Consider the following 24,014-nt stretch of genomic DNA (forward strand, 5'->3'; position numbering starts at 1 on the left):
CCTGGATCGCCGTTATGGCACGGTTACCTATTCGCAACGCTAAGTGACGAACTCTGTCACCCTGTGCAACTAGCCCCCTCCCGGCGGTCCATCAAGGCCCCGGACGCCCTGGCGGGAGACCGGACCCAGGGCTCGCAACAGTACTCCATTCGGACCACGTGCGTGGATCGGCGCGCCGCCCAACTTCAGTCAAGGGATGCGACTTGACCGCCCGCACCCCGGTCTCCTTGATCCCAAACGTGGCGTACTTCACGTAATTGCCGTTATTGGAGCCGTGAGTTCCGCTTGCGTGCCCCTTATGTCCCCTCTTGCGCCCCCTAGTTGCGCATTCGGCTGGTCGAGTCGCGCGCCGTCACGCCCCCAGGACCCTCCGCAAGTAGTCGTTCTGGAACAGGCGTTCCGGATCGAGCCGGTCCCTCAGTGCGGTGAACTCGCCGAAGCGCGGGTAGACCCCGGCGAAGTACGCGGCGTCCCGGGTGTGCACCTTGCCCCAGTGCGGGCGGCCCTCGTGCGCGGTGAAGATGCGTTCGGCGGCGGTGAAGTACGCCTGATACGGCGTGCCCTTGAACATATGGACGGCGATGTACGCGCTGTCGCGGCCCGAGGCGGTGGACAGGGTGATGTCGTCGGCCGGGGCGGTGCGCACCTCCACCGGGAAGCTGACCCTGAGATGCGATCGCTCCACCATGGCCCTCAGTTCGCGCAGGGTGTCGACCAGCGCCTCGCGCGGAACGGCGTACTCCATCTCCACGAACCGCACCCTGCGCGGCGATGTGAAGACCTTGTAGGGGATGTCCGTGTATCTGCGGGCGGACAGGGCCCTGCTGGAGATCCGGGCGATCGACGGCACCGTCGCGGGCGCCGCCTGTCCGACCCACTGGGCCACCTGGAACACGCCGTTGGAGAGGAACTCGTCCTCGAACCAGCCGGACAGCTGCCCCATAGGCTGCTCGGGACCGGCGCTGCGGTTGTTGCGCTTGGTGTTGGTGTTGCCGGTGTGCGGGAACCAGTAGAACTCGAAGTGCTCGTTCTCGGCCCAGAGTTGATCGAACTCGGCGAGGACCTTCTCGAACGGCATCGGTTCCTCGCGAGCGGCCAGCAGGAAGACCGGCTCCACGGCGAAGGTGATCGCGGTGACGATGCCCAGCGCGCCGAGGCCGATGCGGGCGGCGGCGAAGACGTCCGGGTTCTCCTTCTCGGAGCACGACAGGACCGACCCGTCGGCGGTGACCAGCTCAAGCCCCTTGATCTGGGCGGCGATCGAGGCTGAGTCGCGGCCGGTACCGTGGGTGCCGGTGCTGGTCGCGCCGGAGACCGTCTGTTCCATGATGTCGCCCATGTTGGTGAGCGACAGGCCCTCGCGGGCCAGGGCCATGTTGAGTCTCTTGAGCGGAGTGCCGGCCTCCACCGTGACGGTCATGGCGTCCCGGTCGATGGTGCGGATACCCGTCAACAGTTGAGGGCGGATCAACACCCCGTCGGTGGCGGCGATGGCGGTGAAGGAGTGCCCGGTGCCGACCGCCTTCACCTTCAGGCCGTCCTCGGCCGCCGCGCGCACGGCCGCCGCCAGCTCCTCCACGGAGGCGGGCGTCACCTCCCGCGCGGGACGGGCGGCGACATTGCCGCCCCAGTTATGCCACGTGCCGTTCTTCCCGCTCGCTGTGGTGCTCAACGGTGCCTCCCCGACCCGTGACCGGCCTGCAGAGCCGGCGGTACCCGAGGAAACCGACCGCGATCGCGACGGCCCCGGACACCACCGGAACCCCGTACCCGGCGCGCGCACCGGCTGCGTCGATCACCCAGCCGGCCGCGGAGGAGCCGAGCGCGACCCCGACCGCGAGGCCGGTGCTCACCCAGGTCATGCCCTCGGTGAGCTGCGCGCGAGGTACGTGCTCTTCGATGAGGGACATCGTCGTGATCATCGTCGGTGCGATGGACAGGCCCGCAACGAACAGCGCCACGGCCAGAAGCGGCAGGTTTCCGACCAGTAGGAGGGGGATCATACTCACGGCCATCGCGCAGACGCCCAGCAGCCACCGGCGTTCCGGCGACCCCGAGAGGCGCAGCAGCCCGAAGACCACTCCGGCCAGACAGGAACCCGCCGCGTACAACGCCAGGACCACGCTCGCGGCGCCCTTGTGGCCGCGCTCGTCGGCGAAGGCCACCGTGACCACGTCGACCGCCCCGAAGATCGCACCCGTGGCCGCGAACGTCGCCACCAGCACCTGGAGACCGGGGGAGCGCAGGGCCGTACCGCCGCCGTGGTCCTCGCGCGGGTGCGGCTCCGGCTCGGTCGCGCGCTGGGCGGTCAGCCAGAAGACGCCGGCGGCCAGGAAGCACGCGGCCAGCAGGGGGCCCGCCTCCGGGAACCAGACCGTGGACAGGCCGATGGAGATGATCGGCCCGAAGATGAAGCAGACCTCGTCCACCACGGACTCGAACGAGTAGGCGGTGTGCAGCTGCGGGGTGCCCCGGTACAGCGCCGCCCAGCGGGCCCGGATCATCGCGCCCAGGCTCGGCACCGAGCCGATTCCGGCGGCGCAGACGAACAGCACCCAGTCCGGCCAGTCGAAGTGCGCGGCGAGCAGCAGGCCGGCCGCGGCGGCGAGCGCCACCAGGGTCGCGGGGCGCAGCACCCGGCGCTGCCCGTGCCGGTCGACCAGCCGGGAGATCTGCGGCCCGATCGCCGCGGCGGCGAGCGCGATGGTCGCCGACAGCGCGCCCGCGAGCCCGTACTGCCCGGTCAACTGGGAGATCATCGTGACCACGCCGATGCCCATCATCGACAGCGGCATCCGGCCGAGGAAGCCCGCGGCGGAGAAGGCCCTGGTGCCGGGGGCGGCGAACAGGGCGCGATACGGGCTGGGCACGGGTGTCTCCGGTGGTCCGGTACGGCAGGCGCCTTGGGCACGCGCGCGTACGTGGGCGTACGGCGCCTCCGTAAGGCGTGAACGAGGTCGATACAGCTTACGAGTTAGGTGACCCTAATGCACCCGGGCGGACACCGGGACGAACCGTCCTGAACCGCACTCGTCACCCCGCTGTTTCCCGGGTGTCAGCACCGGGTGGCAGGATCGAGATATGCCAGACGCGCTCGATGCCACCCCCTACGACGCCCTGCTCCTGCTCTCGTTCGGCGGCCCCGAGGGACCCGACGAAGTGGTCCCGTTCCTGGAGAACGTGACGCGCGGGCGCGGCATCCCCAAGGAACGCCTCAAGGAAGTCGGGCAGCACTACTTCCTGTTCGGCGGGGTCAGCCCCATCAACGCCCAGAACCGCGCCCTGCTGGACGCCCTCCGCAAGGACTTCGCCGACCACGGGCTGGACCTGCCGGTGTACTGGGGCAACCGCAACTGGGCGCCGTACCTGACGGACACCCTGCGCGAGATGGTCGCCGACGGCCGCCGCCGCATCCTGGTCCTGGCCACCAGCGCCTACGCCTCCTACTCGGGCTGCCGCCAGTACCGCGAGAACCTCGCCGACGCGCTGGCCGGCCTGGAGGCCGAGGGCCTCGAACTCCCCAAGATCGACAAGCTGCGGCACTACTTCAACCACCCCGGCTTCGTGGAGCCCATGATCGACGGGGTGCTCCAGTCCTTGGCCGACCTCCCCGAGGACGCCCGGGACGCGGCCCACATCGCCTTCACCACCCACTCCATCCCGACCTCGGCCGCCGACACCTCCGGCCCGGCCGAGGCTCACGGAGAGGGCGGCGCGTACGTCGAGCAGCACCTCGACGTGGCCCAGCTGATCGCCGACGCCGTCCGTGAGCGCACCGGCGTCGACCACCCCTGGCGGCTCGTCTACCAGTCCCGCTCCGGCGCCCCGCACATCCCGTGGCTGGAGCCCGACATCTGCGATCACCTGCAGGACCTCCACAGCGCCGGGGTCCCGGCCGTCGTGATGGCCCCCATCGGCTTCGTCTCCGACCACATGGAGGTCATCTACGACCTCGACACGGAGGCCACGGCCAAGGCCGCCGAACTGGGCCTGCCGGTGCGTCGCTCGGCCACCGTCGGCGCGGACCCGCGCTTCGCTGCCGCGATCCGCGAACTGATCCTGGAGCGCGCCGCGACCGAGAGCGGGCACGAGGTCACCCCATGCGCCCTGGGCACGCTCGGCGCAAGCCACAACGTGTGCCCGGCCGGCTGCTGCCCAGCCCGGGCCCCGCGCCCCGCCGCCGCGGGCGCCGACAGCCCCTACGCATGAGGAGCCCCGTGACCGATCCCCTGCACTCGGAACTGCTTGAACTGGCACAGGAGGCCGCCCGCCTGGCCGGCGAGCTGCTCCGGGACGGCCGCCCGGCCGATCTCGCGGTCGCCGCGACCAAGTCGAGCCCCATCGACGTAGTCACCGAGATGGACATCGCGGCGGAGAAGCTGATCACCGACCTGATCTCCCGCCACCGCCCGCACGACGGCTTCCTCGGCGAGGAGGGCGCCTCCATCGAGGGCACGAGCGGCATCCGCTGGGTGATCGACCCGCTCGACGGCACGGTCAACTACCTGTACGGGCTGCCGACCTGGTCGGTGTCCATCGCGGCCGAGCGGGGCGGGGAGGCCGTCGTCGGCGTCGTCGCCGCTCCGATGCGGGGCGAGACGTACCACGCGGTACGCGGCGGGGGCGCCCGTGCCACGGGTGCCTGGGAGGGCGAGCGCGAGCTGGCCTGCCGGCCGGCGCCGCCCCTGGATCAGGCGCTGGTCTCCACCGGCTTCAACTACGTCTCCGAGGTCCGAGCCCACCAGGCCGAGGTCGCCGCCCGGCTGATCCCGCTCCTGCGTGACATCCGCCGCAGCGGCTCGGCAGCGATCGACCTCTGCGACCTGGCCGCGGGCCGCCTGGACGGCTACTACGAGCGCGGCCTGAACGCCTGGGACGTGGCGGCGGGCGACCTGATCGCCCGAGAGGCGGGCGCCCTGACGGGCGGGCGCCCCGGAGAACGCCCCTCACGCGACCTGACGGTCGCCGGCACCCCGGGAGTCTTCGAGCCCCTCCAGTCCCTGCTGGAGGGCTTCGGCGCTTGGCACGACTGATTTGGTCGTTCGCCCACGGGGCACTCCGGGCCGGCGCGTCGGCACAGCGGACGTTGGTGGGCCCTGGCTGTCGGCCGACAGAAAAAAACAGCAAGACCCCGGCGCTGGATTCGCCGGGGTCCCACTGTTGCGCTTCAGGCTCTCAGACGCTGGTCACGCCGACCTCCACACCGTGTTCGGCGGCGAGGCGGCGCAGGTCGTCGAGTTCGGCCTGCTCCACCTCGACGAGGAAGTCGTCGCCCTCGTCGCGAGCCCGCGACAGGTCGGACTCGGTCGTCTTTATGCGCTGCAGAAGTCCTGCGGTGAATGCGTCCATGCTGCGCCCCCTCGTCCTGGGTCGTGGGTCGGTGGCACGGGGGTGTGCCGTTCGGAAGGGGCGATCACGTCTCCTGCAGGTGCCCAGCGCTGCCCTGCTGGGCGGCGGCGGTGCCGGACACCCACGCCCGCTCTGCGGTAAGCGGACCGCGAGGTACCGCATGGTGGTGCGGCACATGCAGAGCGTGATCGCGGGGTGTACAAGCCGTCCTCCCCCCGCTCCCCTCTGTGGAAACCTCAACCGGAAGAGAAAATCTCGCATTCCCGCCCCGGCGAACGGATCTGTCCGGCCCCGCACCCGCCTTACAGCCGACTTATAGCCGAAAAGGGCAGGATGGAGGCCACACTCCACGAAGCCCCCTGCCCGCGCGCGCCCCCTGTGAGCTACGCGGGTGGACACAGGAAGGACAAGCGACGTGCGCGTACTCGTCGTCGAGGACGAGCAATTGCTCGCCGATGCGGTGGCCACCGGACTGCGCCGGGAGGCCATGGCCGTCGACGTCGTGTACGACGGTGCGGCCGCCCTGGAGCGCATCGGCGTCAACGACTACGACGTGGTCGTCCTCGACCGCGACCTCCCGCTCGTGCACGGCGACGACGTCTGCCGCAAGGTCGTCGAGCTGGGTATGCCCACGCGCGTGCTGATGCTCACCGCCTCCGGCGACGTCAGCGACCGCGTGGAAGGCCTGGAGATCGGCGCCGACGACTACCTGCCGAAGCCGTTCGCGTTCAGTGAGCTCATCGCACGCGTGCGTGCCCTCGGCCGGCGCACCAGCGTGCCGCTGCCGCCCGTCCTGGAGCGCGCCGGGATCAAGCTCGACCCCAACCGCCGCGAGGTCTTCCGCGACGGCAAGGAGGTCCAGCTCGCTCCCAAGGAGTTCGCCGTCCTGGAGGTGCTGATGCGCAGCGAGGGCGCCGTCGTCTCCGCTGAGCAGCTCCTGGAGAAGGCGTGGGACGAGAACACGGACCCGTTCACCAACGTCGTGCGCGTCACCGTGATGACCCTGCGCCGCAAGCTGGGCGAGCCGGCCGTCATCGTCACCGTCCCCGGCTCGGGCTACCGGATCTGATGACGGTGGCCCCGACTCCCGCACCGCCCCAGGCTCCGCCGAAGCCCACCTGGGACCCCAGAAGGCCCCAGCCCCCGTTCCCCTGGCTGCGCCCTACCATCCGCATACGGCTCACGTTGCTGTACGGCGGAATGTTCCTGATCGCCGGCATCCTGTTGCTGTCGATCATCTACCTGCTGGCCGCGCAGGCGATCAACACGGGCAACCAGCCGCTGTTCAAGATCGTCAACTTCGAGAAGCTGCAGGTCTCCAGCGACAACTGCCCCGCGATGAACACGACGAGCCTGCCGCTGGCGGCCTTCAACGACGCGATCAGCCAGTGCGTCGACCACCAGCGCCAGGTCGCCCTGGACGACCTGCTCAGCCGGTCGCTGCTGGCCCTGCTGGGCCTCGCCGTGATCGCCTTCGCGTTCGGCTACGCGATGGCGGGCCGGGTGCTGTCGCCGCTGGGCCGGATCACCCGCACCGCCCGCCAGGTGGCCGGCTCGGACCTGTCCCGCCGGATCGAGCTGGACGGCCCGGACGACGAGCTGAAGGAGCTGGCCGACACCTTCGACGACATGCTGGAGCGCCTCCAGCGCGCCTTCACGGCCCAGCAGCGCTTCGTCGGCAACGCCTCCCACGAGCTGCGCACCCCGCTCGCGATCAACCGCACGCTCCTGGAAGTCCACCTGTCCGACCCGCACGCGCCCGTGGAGCTCCAGCAGCTCGGCAAGACGCTGCTGGCCACCAACGAGCGCAGCGAGCAACTCGTGGAGGGTCTGCTGCTGCTCGCCCGCAGCGACAACCAGATCGTCGAACGCAAGCCTGTCGACCTCGCCGAGGTGGCAACGCAGGCCATCGACCAGGTGCACGGCGAGGCGGAGGCCAAGGGCGTACGGATCAGGGGCGAGCGCAGGCCCGCGGTGGTCCAGGGCAACGGCGTCCTGCTGGAGCGGATCGCGCTGAACCTGCTGCAGAACGCGGTGCGCTACAACGTGGCCAAGGACGGGTGGGTCGAGGTGAACACCGAGATCGAGCACGGTCGGGCCGTACTGACCGTGTCGAACACCGGCCCGGTCGTGCCGGCGTACGAGATCGACAACCTCTTCGAGCCCTTCAGACGGCTCCGTACGGAGCGCACGGGCAGCGACAAGGGTGTGGGGCTCGGTCTGTCGATCGTCCGGTCCGTGGCGCGGGCGCACGGCGGGCACATCGTGGCCCAGCCGCGAGAGGGGGGCGGGCTCGTGATGCGGGTCACACTGCCGGTGTGATTCGATCTTGAGGGGGTCGACGACACACGCGAGGATGTTCGCTTTGCGCGGAATTTTCTGGCACCTCGCCATGGTTTCGCATGTGTGATCGATCACATGGGCGGTTTTCCGGCCATCTACTCTCCGTGATCATGCCCATGGGCAGAAAGCCGGGAAAATCCTGGTTTTCAGGGGTCTTGATCACGGGAAGTACACGGTGAGACGCCTTTGAGGTGCGGCATTCGGACCGTGTACGGTCCCCATCGCCATCCAAGCCGATCACTCTTGAGGAGTCCGGTTGGGTGTCGATTGAGTAACAGACCTTGATGTGAGGCAAAATCTCCGCCTCAGGTCGGGCACAAGTCCGGCCTCTCACGCGTTACGTGCGCGGAAGACACCGCAGACACCCAGAGGGGGAGAGCGACATGGCAACCGATTACGACACTCCACGCAAGACCGACGACGACGTCGACTCGGACAGTCTTGAAGAACTGAAGGCCCGCCGGAACGACAAGTCCACCGCCGCAGTGGACGTCGACGAGTTCGAGGCCGCGGAAGGCCTCGAACTGCCCGGAGCCGACCTCTCGAACGAGGAGCTGGCCGTCCGGGTCCTGCCGAAGCAGCAGGACGAATTCACCTGCATGAGCTGCTTCCTCGTGCACCACCGCAGCCAGCTGGCCAGGGAGAAGAACGGTCAGCCGATCTGCCGCGACTGCGACTGAGGAGGGGTCGGCCGTGACTGGCTCGACCCCACCTCGGAAGCGCCGCTTCCCCCTGCGGGGAGCGGACCCTGGGCCGTCCGACGGCCCGCACGGAGCGCGTGAGGACGAGCGGGGCTCAACCGAAGGGGGAGCCTCGCTCGAACCCGCCGACCGGGGTGACCTCCCGGCACCGGCGGAGCAGCCGGCGCCCGTCGCCAGGCGACGGGTCGCCGTCGTCCGGGACAAGGCCCGGGACTTCGCCCGGGAAGGCGCCCGCAAGGGCGGCAGCCGCGCGAAGGCGGGCCTGTCGTACCTCGCGGACCGGATCATCGACATCGCCCCGCGGATCCTCGTACGGGACCTCGCGACGCTGCGCAGGCAGTTCCCGGGCCTGGGGCCCGAGCAGATCGCCGACAAGCTCGTGAGCGGCGCGGCGAACGCGACCTCGTCGGTCGGGGCCGGCATCGGCGCCGCCGCGATGCTGCCCGTGCCGCCCGCGATGCCGACGGAGCTGGCCACGGAGATCACCGGGGTCGCGGCGATCGAGCTGAAGCTGATCGCCGAACTCCACGAGGTCTACGGCGTCCGCCCGCCCGGGAACCTCAAGGCCCGCAGCACCGCGTATCTGTCCTCCTGGTCGGGGGAGCGCGGTATCGACGTCATGAAGCCGTCGACGATCAACTCGGCCCTCGGGGGCCAGATGAAGCGCGAGCTGCGCCAGCAGATCATGAAGCGGATGGTGCGCGATCTGCCGAACTTGATGCCGTTCATGGTCGGCGCCGCGGTCGGGGCGGTCATGAACCGCCGGGACACCAAGAAACTCGCCACGCGCATCCGCGCCGACCTGCGCAAGGCCCAGGTCCCGTGGGACGCACTCCCCGAACTGCCCCCGCTGGAACCTCCGGCGGACCCGCTGACGATGGGCGAGATCGGCAAGGAACTGGGCTGAAGCCCGCCGGCCGGCTCGCGGGGGATGGGAGCCGGCCTCCCGCGCCCGGCTCGCGGCAGCTGTGCCGACGGGCTTGAGACCCCGTTCGCGGCAGGCGTGCCGGCAGGCTCCCCGGTGCGCTCGCAGCAGACGCGTCCGCAGGTTCCCGCCCCCTCGCGGCGAACCGGCGGTCCTACATCGCCGTTACGCCGCCGATCCCCGTGCCGCCTCGATGGCAGCCGCCAGCTTTTCCGGGTCCCGTGTCGACAGGTACAGGTACGGCGTCGGGTCGGACGGGTCGGTGACCTCGACGCGCAGGGCCCGCGGGATGTACGCGCGCAGGAGCAGGAAGGCGCGGGTGTCCGCCTTGTACGTGCGCCAGGCCTGGGCCTCCTCCGGGTCGAGCACCTCCGAGTCGCCGAGGGCCGACACCGGGATCTTCGCCTCGCCCGCGATGAGGTGACCGCCCACGACGCGGATGCGGAGCGAGCCGTACGAGCTGGCCGTCACCGCGGCCGCCGCCGTGCCGCCCACCAGCCCGCCCAGCATCGGCAGGGTGCCGAAGGGCAGCAGGATCAGGGCGAAGGAGACGCCGACCAGAAAGCTGATCAGCCACCAGGAGCGGGGGGCGGTGAGGCGTTCTTCGTACGGGGTGGCGGAGAGCTGCATGAAACCAAGCTTGGCATGGTGTCGGGATAGGACCGACGCGCGGGTAAGGTCTGCGCCTGTGAGTGGTAGTTCCGCAGCTCTTCAGCCTTCCGCCGACGCCGTGCGACCGGTGCGGCACCCCGACGCTCCCGCGCCCGGTGAGCTCCTCGGCGCGCACTACGGCCAGTGTTTCGGCTGTGGCGGCGACCAGCCGCACGGACTGCATCTGGAGGCCCGGGCGGGCGAGGGCGTCTCCCTCACCGCCGAGTTCACCGTGCAGGGTGCCCACCAGGGCGCCCCCGGCCTCGCGCACGGCGGTGTGCTGGCCACGGCGCTCGACGAGACGCTCGGCTCGCTGAACTGGCTGCTGCGGACCATCGCCGTGACCGGACGCCTGGAGACCGACTTCGTACGGCCCGTGCCGGTGGGGACGACCCTGTACCTGTCCGCCGAGGTGACCGCCGTGGCCGGGCGGAAGATCTACTCCACCGCCGTCGGCCGGATAGACGGCCCCGACGGACCCGTCGCCGTCCGCGCCGACGCCCTCTTCATCGAGGTCAAGGTCGACCACTTCATCGACCACGGCCGCCATGAGGAGATCCGGGCCGCGATGGACGACCCCGACCAGGTCCGCCGTGCCCGCGCCTTCGAGGTGAACCCGTGAGCCCCCTGAACGTCCTGATCCGCCGTGTCGACCCCGACGTACCGCTCCCGGCGTACGAGCACCCCGGCGACGCGGGGGCCGATCTGCGCACCACCGAGGGGCGTGAACTGAAGCCCGGCGAGCGTGCCGTGCTGCCCACGGGGGTCTCGATCGCCCTCCCGGAGGGGTACGCGGCCTTCGTGCACCCCCGGTCCGGTCTCGCCGCCCGCTGCGGCGTCGCCCTGGTGAATGCCCCAGGGACGGTTGATGCCGGGTACCGTGGGGAGATCAAGGTGATCGTGGTGAATCTCGACCCGTACGAGCCCGTACGGTTCGAGCGCTTCGACCGGATTGCCCAACTGGTCGTCCAGCAGGTCGAGAGGGTCCGCTTCCAGGAGGTCGCGGAGCTTCCCGACTCGGCACGGGCCGAGGGGGGCTTCGGGTCCACCGGCGGTCATGCCGCGGTGGGCGACGTGAGCGGCACAAGCGGTCGGGCCGCCGAGGGCGGCCGGACGCGTGGGAATCGATACGCTTCGGTCGTATCCGACCGGGAAGGACAGTGACGTGTTCGGACGTCGCAACAGGAAGGGTGCCGCCGAGGGCGCGGCCGGCGAGGCCGAGCAGGTCGTCGACAGCGTCGAGACCGAGGCGGACGAGGTAGAGGGCGAGCGCGAGCGCGTACGGCTCGAGCCGGAGCCGCGGCCCGACGGGCCCTGGGACGACTCCGAGGTGCGCGACCCGAGCGAGGGCCGCGTGGACCTCGGTGGTCTGTTCGTGCCCGGTGTCGACGGCATGGAGCTGCGGGTCGAGGTCGCGGGTGACGCGATCGTCGCGGCGACCGTCGTGCTGCGCGACAGCGCCATCCAGCTTCAGGCCTTCGCCGCACCCAAGCGCGAGGGCATCTGGGGCGAGGTGCGCGAGGAGATCGGCTCCGGCATCACCCAGCAGGGCGGCATCGTCGACGAGGTCGAGGGTCCGCTGGGCTGGGAGATGCGCGCCCAGGTGCCGGTGCAGCTGCCGGACGGCACCGGCGGCTTCCAGGTCGTGCGGTTCGTCGGCGTGGACGGTCCGCGCTGGTTCCTGCGCGGTGTGATCTCGGGTCAGGGCGCGGTGCAGCCGCAGGCGGCCGGGCTTCTGGAGCAGATCTTCCGGGACACGGTCGTGGTGCGCGGCGAGGGCCCGATGGCCCCCCGTGACCCGATCGTCCTGAAGCTGCCGAACGACGCCCAGATGGTGCCCGAGGGCGTCCAGCAGGAGGAGAGCGGCTCGCGCTTCTCCGGCGGCATGGGCCAGCTGCAGCGCGGACCGGAGATCACCGAGGTCCGGTAACTCTGATGTGACAAGGGCCGTACCCCTGGCGGGTGCGGCCCTTTCTCGTGCGCGGACTCTTGACGGGGCATTGGACTGTACCTATGGTCCACGGCCAACGCCTACGTTCATAAAGGCGCTCCGAGTTCACATACGAGAACGGAGTTGCTGTGCGTCGTACCCCCCTTCTCGCGGTCGTGACCGCCCTCGTACTGGGCGTCCTGACGGCACCCGCCGCCCACCGCGCCGACGCCGCCCCCGCCACCTTCGTCCATCCCGGAGTCACCGTCTCCCAGGGGCAGTTGGACTTCGCCCGAGCCAAGGTCCAGGCGGGCGCCCAGCCCTGGAAGGCCGCCTACGACCAGATGATGGCCAGCAAGTACGCCGACCTGAACCGCACCCCCAAGCCCCGCGCCACCGTCGAGTGCGGCTCGTACTCGAACCCCAACTACGGCTGCACCGACGAACGCGAGGACGCGATCGCCGCGTACACCGACGCCCTCGCCTGGTACGTCACCCGGGACGCGCGCTACGCCCAGAAGGCCATCGAGATCATGGACGCCTGGTCTGCCACGATCCAGAGCCACACCAACAGCAACGCGCCCCTGCAGACCGGCTGGGCCGGCTCCTCCTGGCCCAAGGCCGCCGAGATCATCAAGTACACCTACACGGGCGGCTGGGCGAACTCCGGCCGCTTCGTGACCATGCTCCGCAACGTCTACCTCCCCGTCGTCATCAAGGGCTCCAACTCCAATGGCAACTGGGAGCTGTCGATGATGGAGGCCGCCGTCGGCATCTCCGTCTTCCTGGAGGACAAGACTTCGTACGACACGGCCATCGCCAAGTTCCGCACACGCACGGCCGCCTACGTCTATCTGTCCTCCGACGGCTCCGTGCCGAAGACCGTGCCCAGCCAGAACCTCGACACCACCGCCAAGATCGTCTCCTACTGGCAGGGCCAGTCCACCTTTGTCACCGGCCTCACCCAGGAGACCTGCCGCGACTTCACCCACACCGGATACGGCATCTCCGCGATCTCGCACATCGCCGAGACCAGCCGGATCCAGGGCCAGGACCTGTACGGCACGGACATCGGCGAGCGGCTGCGGCAGGCGCTCGGCTTCCAGTCGAAGTACCAGCGCGGCGAGGCCGTGCCGAGCTGGCTGTGCGGCGGCTCCCTCAACCTCGGGCTCGGACCCGTCACCGAGGTCGGCTACAACGCCCTGCACAACCGCCTGGGCATCGCCATGACCAACACCCAGGCACTGACAGAGGCGCAGCGCCCCGCGGGCAGCAACAACCTTTTCGTCGCCTGGGAGACCCTGACGCACGGCGACAACCCGAACTGACCCGAACCGTTGATCGACCGGGCGCCAGGCGGCGATACTGGCGCCCGGTCCGCGGGGGGCGCGGGACGGGGATACGGGAGGCACCATGAGCCGAGTGGCCACCGAGACCATGGTCCGCGTCGAGGACGTCCACAAGTCGTACGGCCATGGAGCCGCCGCCGTACACGCTCTGCGCGGTGTCTCCTTCGAGGTCCCGCGCGGCGAGCTGGTCGCCTTCAAGGGGCGCTCGGGGTCCGGCAAGACCACACTCCTGAACGTCGTCGGCGGGCTCGACACACCCGACCGCGGGCGGATCGACGTGGACGGGCAGGATCTCGCCGCACTCGGCGAGAACGGACTGCTGGAGCTGCGCCGGGACCGGATCGGCTTCGTGTTCCAGTCCTTCGGGCTCATCCCGATCCTCACCGCCGCCGAGAACGTCGGCGTGCCGATGCGGCTGCGCCGGGCCGACCCGCGGGAGCGCGAGGAGCGCGTCGAACTGCTGCTGTCCCTGGTCGGGCTCGCCGACCACGCGGCCCAGCGGCCCGGCGAGCTGTCCGGCGGCCAGCAGCAGCGCGTCGCCATCGCCCGCGCCCTCGCCAACCGCCCCGCGCTCCTCGTCGCCGACGAGCCGACCGGCCAGCTGGACGCGGAGACCGGGCTCGCGGTGATGGAACTGCTGCGCGCCGTCGTCCACAGCGAGGGCGTCACCGCGCTGGTCGCCACGCACGACACGACCCTGCTCGACCTGGCCGACGGGGTGCTGGAACTGGGCGACGGGAAGATCGTCGAGCACTGAGCCACCGAGCACCCGCCGGGCCCGTCAGGGTTGCGTCAAAGATGCCCGCCGACCGACCCCCTGTCCCTATTGCCGGGATTGCTGGCCGTAAGGTCGACGCTGCGTAGGCAGCAGTTACCGGAAGACAATGGGGCCATGGCACGCGGCAAGCTTCGGATCTATCTCGGCGCGGCACCGGGCGTGGGCAAGACCTACGCGATGCTGTCGGAGGCGCACCGGCGTGTGGAGCGTGGCACCGACTGCGTGGTGGCCTTCGTGGAGCACCACGACCGGCCGCGCACCGAGGTGATGCTGCACGGCCTGGAACAGATCACGCGCAAGGAACTCGAATACCGCGGCGCCGTCTTCACCGAGATGGACGTGGACGCGGTCCTGGCCCGCCGGCCCCAGGTCGCCCTGGTGGACGAACTCGCCCACACGAACATCCCCGGCTCGCGCAACGCGAAGCGCTGGCAGGACGTGGAGGAGCTGCTGGCGGCCGGGATCGACGTCGTGTCGACCGTCAACATCCAGCACCTGGAGTCACTCGGCGATGTCGTCGAGTCGATAACGGGCGTACGGCAGCAGGAAACGGTCCCCGACGAGGTGGTAAGGCGGGCCGACCAGATCGAGCTGGTCGACATGTCGCCCCAGGCACTGCGCCGCCGGATGGCGCACGGCAACATCTACCAGTCGGACAAGGTCGACGCGGCCCTGTCGAACTACTTCCGGCCCGGCAATCTCACCGCCCTGCGCGAGCTTGCGCTGCTGTGGGTGGCCGACCGGGTCGACGAATACCTCAAGCAGTACCGCAGCGAGCACCGGGTCTCGGCGATCTGGGGTTCGCGGGAGCGGATCGTGGTCGGTCTGACCGGCGGCCCGGAGGGGCGGACGCTGATCCGCCGGGCCGCGCGGCTCGCGGAGAAGGGCGCCGGCGGTGAGGTGATGGCCGTCTACATCGCCCGCAGCGACGGGCTGACCGCCGCCTCACCGAAGGAACTGGCCGTCCAGCGCACCCTCGTCGAGGACCTCGGCGGCACCTTCCACCACGTCGTCGGCGACGACATACCCGCCGCCCTCCTGGACTTCGCGCGCGGTGTCAACGCCACCCAGATCGTCCTCGGCTCCTCGCGCCGCAAGGCCTGGCAGTACATCTTCGGGCCCGGCGTCGGCGCCACGGTCGCCCGGGAGTCGCGACCCGACCTCGACGTGCACATCGTCACCCACGACGAGGTCGCCAAGGGACGCGGGCTGCCCGTGGCCCGTGGCGCGCGGCTCGGCCGGTCCCGGATCGTCGCGGGCTGGCTGGTCGGACTGGTCGGCCCGGTGGTCATGGCGGTGCTGCTCAACACCGTCGACCTCGGCCTCGCCAACGACATGCTGCTGTTCCTGACGCTGACCGTGGCGGCGGCCCTGCTCGGCGGACTCCTGCCCGCCCTGGCCTCGGCCGCCTTCGGCTCGCTGCTGCTGAACTACTTCTACACACCGCCCCTGCACCGTCTGACCGTCGCCGACCCGAAGAACATCGTGGCCATCGCGATCTTCGTCGGGGTCGCGGTGTCGGTGGCCTCCGTGGTGGACCTCGCGGCCCGGCGCACCCACCAGGCGGCCCGGCTGCGCGCAGAGTCGGAGATCCTCTCCTTCCTCGCCGGCAACGTGCTGCGCGGCGAGACCAGCCTGGAGGAGCTGCTCGAACGGGTCCGGGAGACCTTCGGGATGGAGTCGGCGGCCCTGCTGGAGCGGGCCGGCGACGTCGAGCCGTGGACCTGCGCGGGCCGCGCCGGATTCGGGCGGCCGCTGGAGCGGCCCGAGGACGCCGACGTCGACGTACCGGTCGGCGACCACATGGCGCTCGCCATGAGCGGGCGCGTCCTGCCTGCCGAGGACCGCCGGGTGCTCGCGGCCTTCGCCGCCCAGGCCGCCGTCGTCCTGGACCGGCGGCGCCTGCAGGAGGAGGCCGATCGGGCCCGCGCGCTGGCCGAGGGCAACCGCATCCGCACCGCCCTGCTGGCCGCCGTCAGCCACGATCTGCGCACCCCGCTGGCCGGGATCAAGGCGGCGGTCACCTCGCTGCGCTCCGACGACGTGGCCTGGTCCGATCAGGACCGGGCGGAGCTGCTCGAAGGCATCGAGGAGGGCGCCGACCGCCTCGACCACCTGGTGGGCAACCTGCTCGACATGTCCCGGCTGCAGACCGGCACCGTCACCCCGATCGTCCGCGACATCGACCTCGACGAGGTGGTGCCGATGGCGCTGGTCGGCGTACCCGAGGACAGCGTGGAGCTGGACATCGGCGAGAGCCTGCCGATGGTCGCCGTCGACCCCGGACTCCTTGAGCGGGCGGCCGCCAACCTGGTGGAGAACGCCGTCAAGTACAGCCCGCCGGACCGGCCCGTGCTGGTCGCCGCGAGCGCCATCGCCGACCGGGTGGAGGTGCGGGTCGTGGACCGCGGCCCGGGCGTCCCCGACGAGGCCAAGGAACGCATCTTCGAGCCCTTCCAGCGCTACGGCGACGCCCCGCGCGGCGCCGGCGTCGGTCTCGGCCTCGCGGTCGCCCGGGGCTTCGCCGAGGCCATGGGCGGCACCCTGAACGCCGAGGACACGCCCGGCGGCGGCCTCACCATGGTCCTCAGCCTCCCCGCCGCAGGATCGCGTCCCGCACCCGTCCCCGCCGAAGGAGCGGATACGGCCGTCATACCCGAAAGGCAGGCCTCATGACCCGTGTGCTCGTGGTCGACGACGAGCCGCAGATCGTGCGCGCCCTCGTGATCAACCTCAAGGCCCGAAAGTACGAGGTCGACGCGGCCCCCGACGGCAGGACCGCCCTCGAACTCGCCGCCTCCCGCCATCCCGACGTGGTGGTCCTCGACCTGGGCCTGCCCGACATGGACGGCGTCGAGGTGATCAGGGGCCTGCGCGGCTGGACCCGGGTGCCGATCCTGGTCCTGTCGGCCCGGCACACCTCCGACGAGAAGGTCGAGGCGCTCGACGCGGGCGCCGACGACTACGTCACCAAGCCCTTCGGCATGGACGAACTGCTGGCCCGGCTGCGGGCCGCCGTGCGCCGCGCCGAGCCCGTCGACGGGAGCGGCGAGGACGACGTCCTGGTGGAGACCGAGGGCTTCACGGTCGACCTGGCCGCCAAGAAGGTCAACCGGGGCGGGAAGGACGTACGGCTGACCCCCACGGAGTGGCATCTGCTGGAGGTGCTGGTCCGCAACACGGGCCGCCTGGTCAGCCAGAAGCAGCTGCTCCAGGAGGTGTGGGGCCCGTCGTACGGCACCGAGACGAACTATCTGCGCGTGTACATGGCACAACTGCGCAGAAAGCTGGAGACGGACCCCTCACACCCGAAGCACTTCATCACCGAACCCGGGATGGGGTACCGGTTCGAGAGGTGAGCCGGTTCGAGGGGGAGCGGCAGGGGTACGACAGTGTCGGTGGGCCCCGGTACGCTTTGGACATGAGCGCTGTTCCCCGTTCCGAAAAGCCGGTGGGCCGGTTCCGGCGCATGCTCGACCGGCTCTCCTCGTCCCAGGAGGACTTGGAGTCCGAGGAGCTGCGGGAAGACGCCGAGACCGCGGGCTGTGTCCGGATCGGTGACTGCCAGGACCGCGAGGTCGTCACGGTTACTGGTACCTTGCGCACGGTCACCATCCGACCACGCGCCGGAGTCCCGGCCCTGGAGGCCGAGCTGTTCGACGGCTCCGCCGCGCTGGACGTGGTGTGGCTCGGCAGGCGCTCCATCGTCGGTATAGAACCGGGGCGCAAGCTGATCGCATCGGGCCGGATCTCGATGAGCCGGGGCCGCCGGGTGCTGTTCAATCCCAAGTACGAACTGAGACCCCTCGGTAGGGAGTAGCCGGTGACGTCACTCGACAAGCCGACCGAAGACGCCCAGCAGCAAGACGATGCGCGGGCGGTGACCGAGGCCGCGCTGTTCGAGGCGTTCGGCGGTGTCCGGGGCATGGTCGAGACCGTCCTGCCCGGACTCCTCTTCGTCACCATCTTCACGATCAACAAGGACCTGCACTGGTCGGCGATCGCCGCCCTGGCCGTGTCCCTGGTCCTGGTCGTGGTCAGGCTGGTGATGAAGGACACCGTCAAGCACGCCTTCAGCGGCGTCTTCGGCGTCGCCTTCGGCGTGGTCTTCGCGATGATGACGGGCAACGCCAAGGACTTCTACCTGCCGGGCATGCTGTACACCCTGGGCCTGGCCCTGGCGTACATCGTCACGACACTCGCGGGCGTGCCCCTGATCGGCCTCATCCTCGGCCCGGTCTTCAAGGAGAACCTCTCCTGGCGCACCCGCAACCCCGGCCGCAAGAAGGCCTATGCCAAGGCCAGTTGGGCCTGGGGCCTGATCCTGCTCGCCAAGTGCGCGATCCTCTTCCCGTTGTACTGGTGGGCCGACACCACCCAGCTCGGCTGGGTCCTCGTCACGCTGAAGATCCCGCCGTTCCTGCTGGCGGTCTGGCTGACATGGGTCTTCCTCGCGAAGGCGCCCGCACCGATCGACGTGTTCGCCGAGATGGAGGCGGAGGAGAAGGCCGAGGAGGAGCGGAAGGCCGCGCTGGCCCAGGAGGGCGGCGGGGCTTCCACCGGTGGCCGTCACCGCAGGTAGACACAAGGTTTACGACGATGAGGGGCGCCCGGTACTGCACCGGGCGCCCCTCATCGTCGTACCGCCGAAAACCGTCAGTCGTCCGCGCGACGCACCGACAGCAGGTCCTCCAGCTGCTCCTCGCGTGCCTGCGCGGCCACGAACAGCAGCTCGTCGCCCGGCTCCAGGGAGTCCTCCTTGGACGGGGTGAGGACGCGGGTGCCGCGGATGATCGTGACCAGGGACGTGTCCTCGGGCCACTCGACGTCGCCGACCTGGGTGCCGGCCAGCGCCGACTCCTCCGGCAGGGTCAGCTCGACCAGGTTCGCGTCGCCGTGGCTGAAGCGGAGCAGCCGGACCAGGTCGCCGACGCTCACCGCCTCCTCGACCAGGGCGGACATCAGACGCGGCGTGGAGACGGCGACGTCGACGCCCCAGGCCTCGTTGAACAGCCACTCGTTCTTCGGGTTGTTGACGCGGGCGACGACGCGCGGAACGCCGTACTCCGTCTTCGCCAGCAGCGAGACGACCAGGTTGACCTTGTCGTCGCCCGTCGCGGCGATGACGACATTGCAGCGCTGCAGCGCTGCCTCGTCCAGGGACGTGATCTCGCAGGCGTCGGCCAGCAGCCACTCCGCCTGCGGGACCCGCTCGACCGAGATGGCGGTCGGCGCCTTGTCGATCAGCAGGACCTCGTGGCCGTTCTCCAGCAGCTCGCCCGCGATCGAGCGGCCCACCGCACCGGCACCGGCAATGGCGACCCTCATCAGTGACCGCCCTCCTCTTCGGGACCCTGCGCGAACACGGCCTCGACCTTGTCGACCTCGTCCGTCCGCATCATCACGTGCACGAGGTCGCCCTCCTGCAGCACCGTCTGCGAGCTGGGCAGGATCGCCTCGCCGAGCCGGGTCAAGAACGCCACGCGCACCCCGGTCTCCTCCTGCAGCCTGCTGATCTTGTGGCCCACCCAGGCCGGGGAGGTGTGCACCTCGGCGAGCTGGACGCCGCCGGTGGGGTCGCGCCACAGCGGCTCGGCACCGGAGGGGAGCAGCCGGCGCAGCATCTGGTCCGCCGTCCAGCGGACCGTGGCCACCGTCGGGATGCCGAGGCGCTGGTAGACCTCGGCGCGGCGGGGGTCGTAGATCCGGGCCGCGACGTTCTCCACGCCGAACATCTCACGGGCCACCCGCGCCGCGATGATGTTCGAGTTGTCACCGCTCGAGACGGAGGCGAAGGCGTCCGCCTCCTCGATGCCCGCCTCGCGCAGGGTGTCCTGGTCGAAACCGACCCCGGTGACCCGGCGGCCACCGAAGCCGGGGCCCAGTCGGCGGAAGGCGGTGGGGTCCTGGTCGATCACGGCGACCGTGTGCCCCTGTTGCTCCAGGGTCTGGGCGAGAGCGGAACCCACTCTCCCGCAGCCCATGATGACGATGTGCACGACCGTCCTTCCGGTGTCCAAAAGTTACTGCTCAGCCCCATCAGGGTCTCAGACCGACGCCCAAAGCTACACACGCATCGTCCGGGGTGGGCACCCCCGTGCGAGGCTTTGCGGCGATCAGCGGCGCGTGATGCTGCGCACGCTGCACAGGGTCAGGATTCCGAGGCCGACGAGGGTGGCCGCGGCACCGATCAACTCTGCGGTCACGGGCATGGAACCTCCGAAGGGCGACAACAGGCGGGGTTTGCCATCTAGGCACGATGGGCGCGCCGACTTCGGAATCCGCAGTTCCTTTCGTCTTCGAGTTCACTCTTGAAGCAGATCCGGGGTGGGGTGCCCCCGTTCGAGCGAAGTCGAGAGCGGGGGAGGGTGGGCGGCTACCTGTTCGAAGGCCTACGATCCTCTGTCGTGTCCAAACTGACCGACGTGCCCAAACGGATCCTGATCGGGCGCGCACTGCGCAGCGACCGGCTGGGCGAAACGCTCCTGCCGAAGCGCATCGCTCTCCCCGTCTTCGCCTCCGACCCGCTGTCCTCCGTCGCGTACGCGCCCGGAGAGGTCCTGCTGGTCCTGTCCATCGCGGGCGTGTCGGCCTACCACTTCAGCCCCTGGATCGCCGTCGCGGTCGTCGTGCTGATGTTCACCGTGGTCGCCTCCTACCGGCAGAACGTGCATGCCTATCCGAGCGGCGGCGGCGACTACGAGGTCGCCACCACCAACCTCGGCCCCAAGGCCGGCCTCACGGTCGCCAGCGCGCTGCTCGTCGACTACGTCCTCACCGTCGCCGTCTCCATCGCCTCCGGCATCGAGAACCTGGGCTCCGCGATCCCGTTCGTGGTCGAGCACAAGGTGATGTGTGCGGTCGCGGTGATCGTGCTGCTGACGCTGATGAACCTGCGAGGCGTCAAGGAGTCCGGCTCGCTCTTCGCGATCCCGACGTACGTCTTCGTCGCGGGCGTCTTCATCATGATCGCGTGGGGCGCCTTCCGCGGTCTGGTGCTCGACGACACCATGCGCGCGCCCACCGCCGACTTCCACATCAAGGCAGAGCACCAGGGCCTCGCGGGCTTCGCCCTCGTCTTCCTGCTGCTGCGCGCCTTCTCCTCCGGCTGTGCCGCGCTCACCGGCGTCGAGGCGATCTCCAACGGCGTGCCCGCCTTCCGCAAGCCCAAGTCGAAGAACGCGGCGACCACGCTCGCGATGATGGGCCTGCTCGCCGTGACGATGTTCTGCGGCATCATCGCCCTCGCGATGGTCACCAAGGTGCGCATGGCCGAGAACCCGGCGAGCGACCTGATCCACAACGGCGTCGCCCTCGGCTCGGGCTACGTCCAGAACCCGGTGATCTCCCAGGTCGCCGAGGCGGTGTTCGGCAAGGGCAGCTTCCTGTTCATCGTCCTCGCCACGGCCACCGCCCTCGTCCTGTTCCTGGCGGCGAACACGGCGTACAACGGCTTCCCGCTGCTCGGCTCGATCCTCGCCCAGGACCGCTACCTCCCGCGCCAGCTGCACACCCGCGGCGACCGCCTCGCCTTCTCCAACGGCATCGTGCTGCTCGCCGGGACGGCGGCGCTGCTGGTCTTCATCTACGGCGCCGACTCCACCCGGCTGATCCAGCTCTACATCGTCGGCGTGTTCGTGTCCTTCACGCTCAGCCAGACGGGCATGGTCCGGCACTGGAACCGCCACCTGGCCGTCGAGAAGGACCCGGCCAAGCGCAGCCACATGATCCGCTCCCGCGCGATCAACGCCTTCGGCGCCTTCTTCACCGGTCTGGTGCTGGTCGTCGTCCTGGTCACGAAGTTCACGCACGGCGCCTGGGTCGCCCTGCTCGGCATGTGCATCTTCTACGCGACGATGACGGCGATCCGTAAGCACTACGACCGGGTGGCCGAGGAGATCGCGGCTCCCGAGGGCCCGAGCGACGACAGCGTACGGCCGTCCCGGGTCCACTCGGTCGTCCTGATCTCGAAGATCCACCGCCCCACGCTGCGGGCCCTGGCCTACGCCAAGCTGATGCGCTCGGACACCCTGGAGGCGCTCACCGTCAACGTCGACCCCGCGGAGACGAAGGCGCTGCGCGAGGAGTGGGAGCGGCGCGGCATCGACGTACCGCTGAAGGTGCTCGACTCCCCGTACCGGGAGATCACGCGGCCGATCATCGAGTACGTCAAGGGCCTGCGCAAGCAGTCCCCGCGCGACGCGGTCTCTGTGATCATCCCCGAGTACGTGGTCGGCCACTGGTACGAGCATCTGCTGCACAACCAGAGCGCCCTGCGCCTCAAGGGCCGGCTGCTGTTCACGCCCGGCGTGATGGTGACCTCGGTGCCGTACCAGCTCCAGTCCTCCGAGGTGGCCCGCGACCGGGCCCGCAAGCGGCAGGAGTGGAACGCGCCGGGTGCGGTGCGGCGCGGTCCTGCGCAGGTGCGGCCGAAGGAGCCCAGCGCCAAGAACTGAGGGGTGCGCGGGACGACGTAGACTGGTGGGCTGTTGTCGGCCCGCCGTGTGGGCCCGCCCCCGTCCCTTGATCTGGAGTCACCCCGCCATGCAGGCAGAACAGAAGAAGACGCAGGTGGGGGCGCAGGCCAGGTCCCTGGTGGGGGAGGAGTACGAGGTCGAGATCGGCCCCGTCGCCCACGGCGGGCACTGCATCGCGCGTACGGCCGAGGGCCAGGTGCTGTTCGTCCGGCACGCGCTGCCTGGCGAGCGGGTGCTGGCGCGGGTGACCGAGGGCGAGGAGGGCGCACGTTTCCTGCGCGCCGACGCCGTGTCCGTGCTGGACGCGTCGAAGGACCGGGTCGAGGCCCCCTGCCCCTACGCCGGTCCCGGCCGCTGCGGCGGCTGCGACTGGCAGCACGCCAAGCCGGGCGCCCAGCGTCGCCTCAAGGGCGAGGTGATCGCCGAGCAGCTGCGGCGGCTCGCGGGCCTCACGCCCGAGGAGGCCGGCTGGGACGGCACGGTGATGCCGGCCGAGGGCGACAAGCTGCCGGCGGGCGAGGTGCCGCAGTGGCGGACGCGGGTGCAGTACGCCGTCGACGCCGACGGTAACGCCGGACTGCGCCGCCACCGCTCGCACGAGGTCGAGCCGGTCGAGCACTGCATGATCGCGGCGCCGGGCATCAGCGAACTGGGCATCGAGGAGCGCGACTGGTCCGGCATGGCCTCCATCGACGCGATCGCCGCGACGGGCTCCCAGGACCGCATGGTGATCCTGGAACCCCGCCCCGGCGCCCGCCTGCCCCTCGTCGAGCTCGACAAGCCCGTCTCGGTCATGCGTGTCGAGGAGAAGGACGGCGGCATCCACCGCGTCCACGGCCGCGCGTTCGTCCGTGAGCGCGCCGACGGCCGCACCTACCGCGTCGGCAGCGGCGGCTTCTGGCAGGTCCACCCGATGGCCGCCGACACCCTGGTCAAGGCGGTCATGCAGGGCCTGCTCCCACGCAAGGGCGAGATGGCCCTCGACCTCTACTGCGGCGTCGGCCTCTTCGCCGGCGCCCTCGCGGACCGCCTCGGCGAGAAGGGCGCGGTCCTCGGCATCGAGTCCGGCAAGCGCGCGGTCGAGGACGCCCGGCACAACCTCGCCGGCTTCGACCGGGTGCGCATCGAGCAGGGCAAGGTCGAGTCCGTCCTCCCCCGCACCGGCATCACGGAGGTCGACCTCATCGTCCTCGACCCGCCCCGCGCGGGCGCCGGCCGCGACACGGTCTCCCACCTGACGTCCCTGGGCGCCCGCCGCATCGCATACGTCGCCTGCGATCCGGCGGCACTGGCACGGGACCTGGGGTACTTCCGCGACGGGGGGTACCGGGTGCGGACGCTGCGGGCGTTCGATCTGTTTCCCATGACGCATCACGTGGAGTGCGTCGCCATCCTTGAACCGGCGGCGAAGGGCTCCTGACCTGACCCTATGAGGGCCGGGCCCCCTTCCCTGCTCAGCCCGGTAATTCCTATCGTCCGGGTATGCACGAGCTCGGGAAGGAGGCCCTCAA

General features: G+C 70.3%; 23 protein-coding genes. 17 read left to right on the forward strand and 6 right to left on the reverse strand.

The window, feature by feature from the left end; all coding sequences use genetic code 11:
• Positions 1 to 352: 352 nt before the first annotated feature.
• Both ACFYXB_RS27055 and ACFYXB_RS27060 read right to left on the reverse strand, forming a co-directional pair.
• Positions 353 to 1,672, reverse strand: a complete 1,320-nt coding sequence (locus tag ACFYXB_RS27055) for a D-arabinono-1,4-lactone oxidase (RefSeq protein WP_351348269.1) — start codon at positions 1,670 to 1,672, stop codon at positions 353 to 355.
• Positions 1,632 to 2,870, reverse strand: coding sequence for an MFS transporter (locus ACFYXB_RS27060; RefSeq protein WP_389586721.1), 1,239 nt, complete (start codon positions 2,868 to 2,870; stop codon positions 1,632 to 1,634). The genes ACFYXB_RS27055 and ACFYXB_RS27060 overlap by 41 nt, the downstream gene beginning before the upstream one ends.
• 211 nt (positions 2,871 to 3,081) lie before the next feature.
• Between ACFYXB_RS27060 and ACFYXB_RS27065 the strand changes: the two genes are divergently transcribed.
• Positions 3,082 to 4,209: a ferrochelatase gene (locus ACFYXB_RS27065; RefSeq protein WP_389586723.1), complete on the forward strand. Its 1,128-nt coding sequence runs from the start codon at positions 3,082 to 3,084 to the stop codon at positions 4,207 to 4,209.
• An 8-nt stretch (positions 4,210 to 4,217) separates the two neighbouring features.
• Positions 4,218 to 5,033 (forward strand): inositol monophosphatase family protein, encoded by an 816-nt coding sequence (locus tag ACFYXB_RS27070; protein WP_389586725.1) that lies wholly within the window; start codon positions 4,218 to 4,220, stop codon positions 5,031 to 5,033.
• A 142-nt stretch (positions 5,034 to 5,175) separates the two neighbouring features.
• On the opposite strand, the gene ACFYXB_RS27075 is transcribed toward ACFYXB_RS27070, so the two are convergent.
• Positions 5,176 to 5,349 carry a hypothetical protein gene (locus ACFYXB_RS27075; RefSeq protein ID WP_351348262.1) on the reverse strand — a complete coding sequence of 58 codons (174 nt, stop codon included), beginning with the start codon at positions 5,347 to 5,349 and terminating at the stop codon, positions 5,176 to 5,178.
• A gap of 415 nt (positions 5,350 to 5,764) precedes the next feature.
• On the opposite strand from ACFYXB_RS27075, the gene ACFYXB_RS27080 reads away from it, so the two are divergent.
• The 4 genes from ACFYXB_RS27080 to ACFYXB_RS27095 all read left to right on the forward strand — a co-directional run bounded on the left by ACFYXB_RS27080 (position 5,765) and on the right by ACFYXB_RS27095 (position 9,300).
• On the forward strand, positions 5,765 to 6,418 hold the full coding sequence (locus ACFYXB_RS27080) for a response regulator transcription factor (protein WP_351348260.1): 654 nt from the start codon (positions 5,765 to 5,767) through the stop codon (positions 6,416 to 6,418).
• Between the two features lie 5 nt (positions 6,419 to 6,423).
• Positions 6,424 to 7,671, forward strand: coding sequence for a sensor histidine kinase (locus ACFYXB_RS27085; RefSeq protein ID WP_388497867.1), 1,248 nt, complete (start codon positions 6,424 to 6,426; stop codon positions 7,669 to 7,671).
• Positions 7,672 to 8,075: 404 nt separating this feature from the next.
• Positions 8,076 to 8,372, forward strand: coding sequence for a DUF4193 domain-containing protein (locus ACFYXB_RS27090; RefSeq protein ID WP_351348258.1), 297 nt, complete (start codon positions 8,076 to 8,078; stop codon positions 8,370 to 8,372).
• Between the two features lie 13 nt (positions 8,373 to 8,385).
• Positions 8,386 to 9,300: a hypothetical protein gene (locus tag ACFYXB_RS27095; protein ID WP_389586727.1), complete on the forward strand. Its 915-nt coding sequence runs from the start codon at positions 8,386 to 8,388 to the stop codon at positions 9,298 to 9,300.
• A 183-nt stretch (positions 9,301 to 9,483) separates the two neighbouring features.
• Here the strand turns inward: ACFYXB_RS27095 and ACFYXB_RS27100 are convergent, their stop codons facing one another.
• Entirely contained in the window at positions 9,484 to 9,948 is a 465-nt protein-coding gene (locus ACFYXB_RS27100; protein WP_351348254.1) for a DUF3093 domain-containing protein, read from the reverse strand.
• Positions 9,949 to 10,006: 58 nt separating this feature from the next.
• Between ACFYXB_RS27100 and ACFYXB_RS27105 the strand changes: the two genes are divergently transcribed.
• From ACFYXB_RS27105 to ACFYXB_RS27145, 9 genes are all read left to right on the forward strand, one after another.
• Entirely contained in the window at positions 10,007 to 10,591 is a 585-nt protein-coding gene (locus tag ACFYXB_RS27105; protein ID WP_389586729.1) for a PaaI family thioesterase, read from the forward strand.
• Positions 10,588 to 11,133 carry a dUTP diphosphatase gene (gene dut, locus ACFYXB_RS27110; protein ID WP_351348250.1) on the forward strand — a complete coding sequence of 182 codons (546 nt, stop codon included), beginning with the start codon at positions 10,588 to 10,590 and terminating at the stop codon, positions 11,131 to 11,133. Before ACFYXB_RS27105 ends, dut begins: the two co-directional genes overlap by 4 nt.
• Position 11,134: 1 nt before the next feature.
• On the forward strand, positions 11,135 to 11,899 hold the full coding sequence (locus tag ACFYXB_RS27115; protein WP_351348248.1) for a DUF3710 domain-containing protein: 765 nt from the start codon (positions 11,135 to 11,137) through the stop codon (positions 11,897 to 11,899).
• A gap of 149 nt (positions 11,900 to 12,048) precedes the next feature.
• Complete coding sequence (locus tag ACFYXB_RS27120) at positions 12,049 to 13,227, forward strand: alginate lyase family protein (protein WP_389586732.1); 1,179 nt, start codon at positions 12,049 to 12,051, stop codon at positions 13,225 to 13,227.
• Positions 13,228 to 13,312: 85 nt separating this feature from the next.
• Positions 13,313 to 14,005: an ABC transporter ATP-binding protein gene (locus ACFYXB_RS27125; RefSeq protein ID WP_389586734.1), complete on the forward strand. Its 693-nt coding sequence runs from the start codon at positions 13,313 to 13,315 to the stop codon at positions 14,003 to 14,005.
• Positions 14,006 to 14,140: 135 nt separating this feature from the next.
• The gene (locus ACFYXB_RS27130) at positions 14,141 to 16,702 is read left to right on the forward strand and encodes an ATP-binding protein (protein ID WP_389586735.1); all 2,562 of its coding nucleotides are present in this window, start codon (positions 14,141 to 14,143) and stop codon (positions 16,700 to 16,702) included.
• The gene (locus tag ACFYXB_RS27135) at positions 16,699 to 17,385 is read left to right on the forward strand and encodes a response regulator (RefSeq protein WP_351348240.1); all 687 of its coding nucleotides are present in this window, start codon (positions 16,699 to 16,701) and stop codon (positions 17,383 to 17,385) included. Before ACFYXB_RS27130 ends, ACFYXB_RS27135 begins: the two co-directional genes overlap by 4 nt.
• Before the next feature lie 62 nt (positions 17,386 to 17,447).
• Positions 17,448 to 17,846, forward strand: a complete 399-nt coding sequence (locus ACFYXB_RS27140; protein ID WP_389586737.1) for an OB-fold nucleic acid binding domain-containing protein — start codon at positions 17,448 to 17,450, stop codon at positions 17,844 to 17,846.
• Between the two features lie 3 nt (positions 17,847 to 17,849).
• On the forward strand, positions 17,850 to 18,608 hold the full coding sequence (locus ACFYXB_RS27145) for a DUF3159 domain-containing protein (RefSeq protein WP_351348236.1): 759 nt from the start codon (positions 17,850 to 17,852) through the stop codon (positions 18,606 to 18,608).
• Positions 18,609 to 18,682: 74 nt separating this feature from the next.
• Here the strand turns inward: ACFYXB_RS27145 and ACFYXB_RS27150 are convergent, their stop codons facing one another.
• Complete coding sequence (locus tag ACFYXB_RS27150; RefSeq protein ID WP_351348234.1) at positions 18,683 to 19,354, reverse strand: TrkA family potassium uptake protein; 672 nt, start codon at positions 19,352 to 19,354, stop codon at positions 18,683 to 18,685.
• A complete protein-coding gene (locus tag ACFYXB_RS27155) occupies positions 19,354 to 20,025 on the reverse strand; it encodes an NAD-binding protein (protein ID WP_389586739.1) in 672 nt (223 codons plus the stop codon). The genes ACFYXB_RS27150 and ACFYXB_RS27155 overlap by 1 nt, the downstream gene beginning before the upstream one ends.
• Positions 20,026 to 20,433: 408 nt before the next feature.
• Between ACFYXB_RS27155 and ACFYXB_RS27160 the strand changes: the two genes are divergently transcribed.
• Both ACFYXB_RS27160 and ACFYXB_RS27165 read left to right on the forward strand, forming a co-directional pair.
• Positions 20,434 to 22,482, forward strand: coding sequence for an APC family permease (locus tag ACFYXB_RS27160; RefSeq protein WP_389586740.1), 2,049 nt, complete (start codon positions 20,434 to 20,436; stop codon positions 22,480 to 22,482).
• Between the two features lie 88 nt (positions 22,483 to 22,570).
• Positions 22,571 to 23,923: a class I SAM-dependent RNA methyltransferase gene (locus ACFYXB_RS27165; protein WP_389586742.1), complete on the forward strand. Its 1,353-nt coding sequence runs from the start codon at positions 22,571 to 22,573 to the stop codon at positions 23,921 to 23,923.
• Positions 23,924 to 24,014: the final 91 nt, after the last annotated feature.

Origin of the sequence: Streptomyces sp. NPDC002619 (assembly GCF_042889305.1) — a bacterium.
Classification (GTDB): Bacteria; Actinomycetota; Actinomycetes; order Streptomycetales; family Streptomycetaceae; genus Streptomyces.

Bases quoted from the DNA above. Each gene is read 5' to 3' on its own strand.
- ACFYXB_RS27065 (WP_389586723.1), top strand. From the start codon at position 3,082: ATGCCAGACGCGCTCGATGCCACCCCCTACGACGCCCTGCTCCTGCTC.
- ACFYXB_RS27075 (WP_351348262.1), bottom strand. From the start codon at position 5,349: ATGGACGCATTCACCGCAGGACTTCTGCAGCGCATAAAGACGACCGAG.
- ACFYXB_RS27090 (WP_351348258.1), top strand. From the start codon at position 8,076: ATGGCAACCGATTACGACACTCCACGCAAGACCGACGACGACGTCGAC.
- ACFYXB_RS27100 (WP_351348254.1), bottom strand. From the start codon at position 9,948: ATGCAGCTCTCCGCCACCCCGTACGAAGAACGCCTCACCGCCCCCCGC.
- ACFYXB_RS27125 (WP_389586734.1), top strand. From the start codon at position 13,313: ATGAGCCGAGTGGCCACCGAGACCATGGTCCGCGTCGAGGACGTCCAC.
- ACFYXB_RS27130 (WP_389586735.1), top strand. From the start codon at position 14,141: ATGGCACGCGGCAAGCTTCGGATCTATCTCGGCGCGGCACCGGGCGTG.
- ACFYXB_RS27135 (WP_351348240.1), top strand. From the start codon at position 16,699: ATGACCCGTGTGCTCGTGGTCGACGACGAGCCGCAGATCGTGCGCGCC.
- ACFYXB_RS27140 (WP_389586737.1), top strand. From the start codon at position 17,448: ATGAGCGCTGTTCCCCGTTCCGAAAAGCCGGTGGGCCGGTTCCGGCGC.
- ACFYXB_RS27150 (WP_351348234.1), bottom strand. From the start codon at position 19,354: ATGAGGGTCGCCATTGCCGGTGCCGGTGCGGTGGGCCGCTCGATCGCG.
- ACFYXB_RS27165 (WP_389586742.1), top strand. From the start codon at position 22,571: ATGCAGGCAGAACAGAAGAAGACGCAGGTGGGGGCGCAGGCCAGGTCC.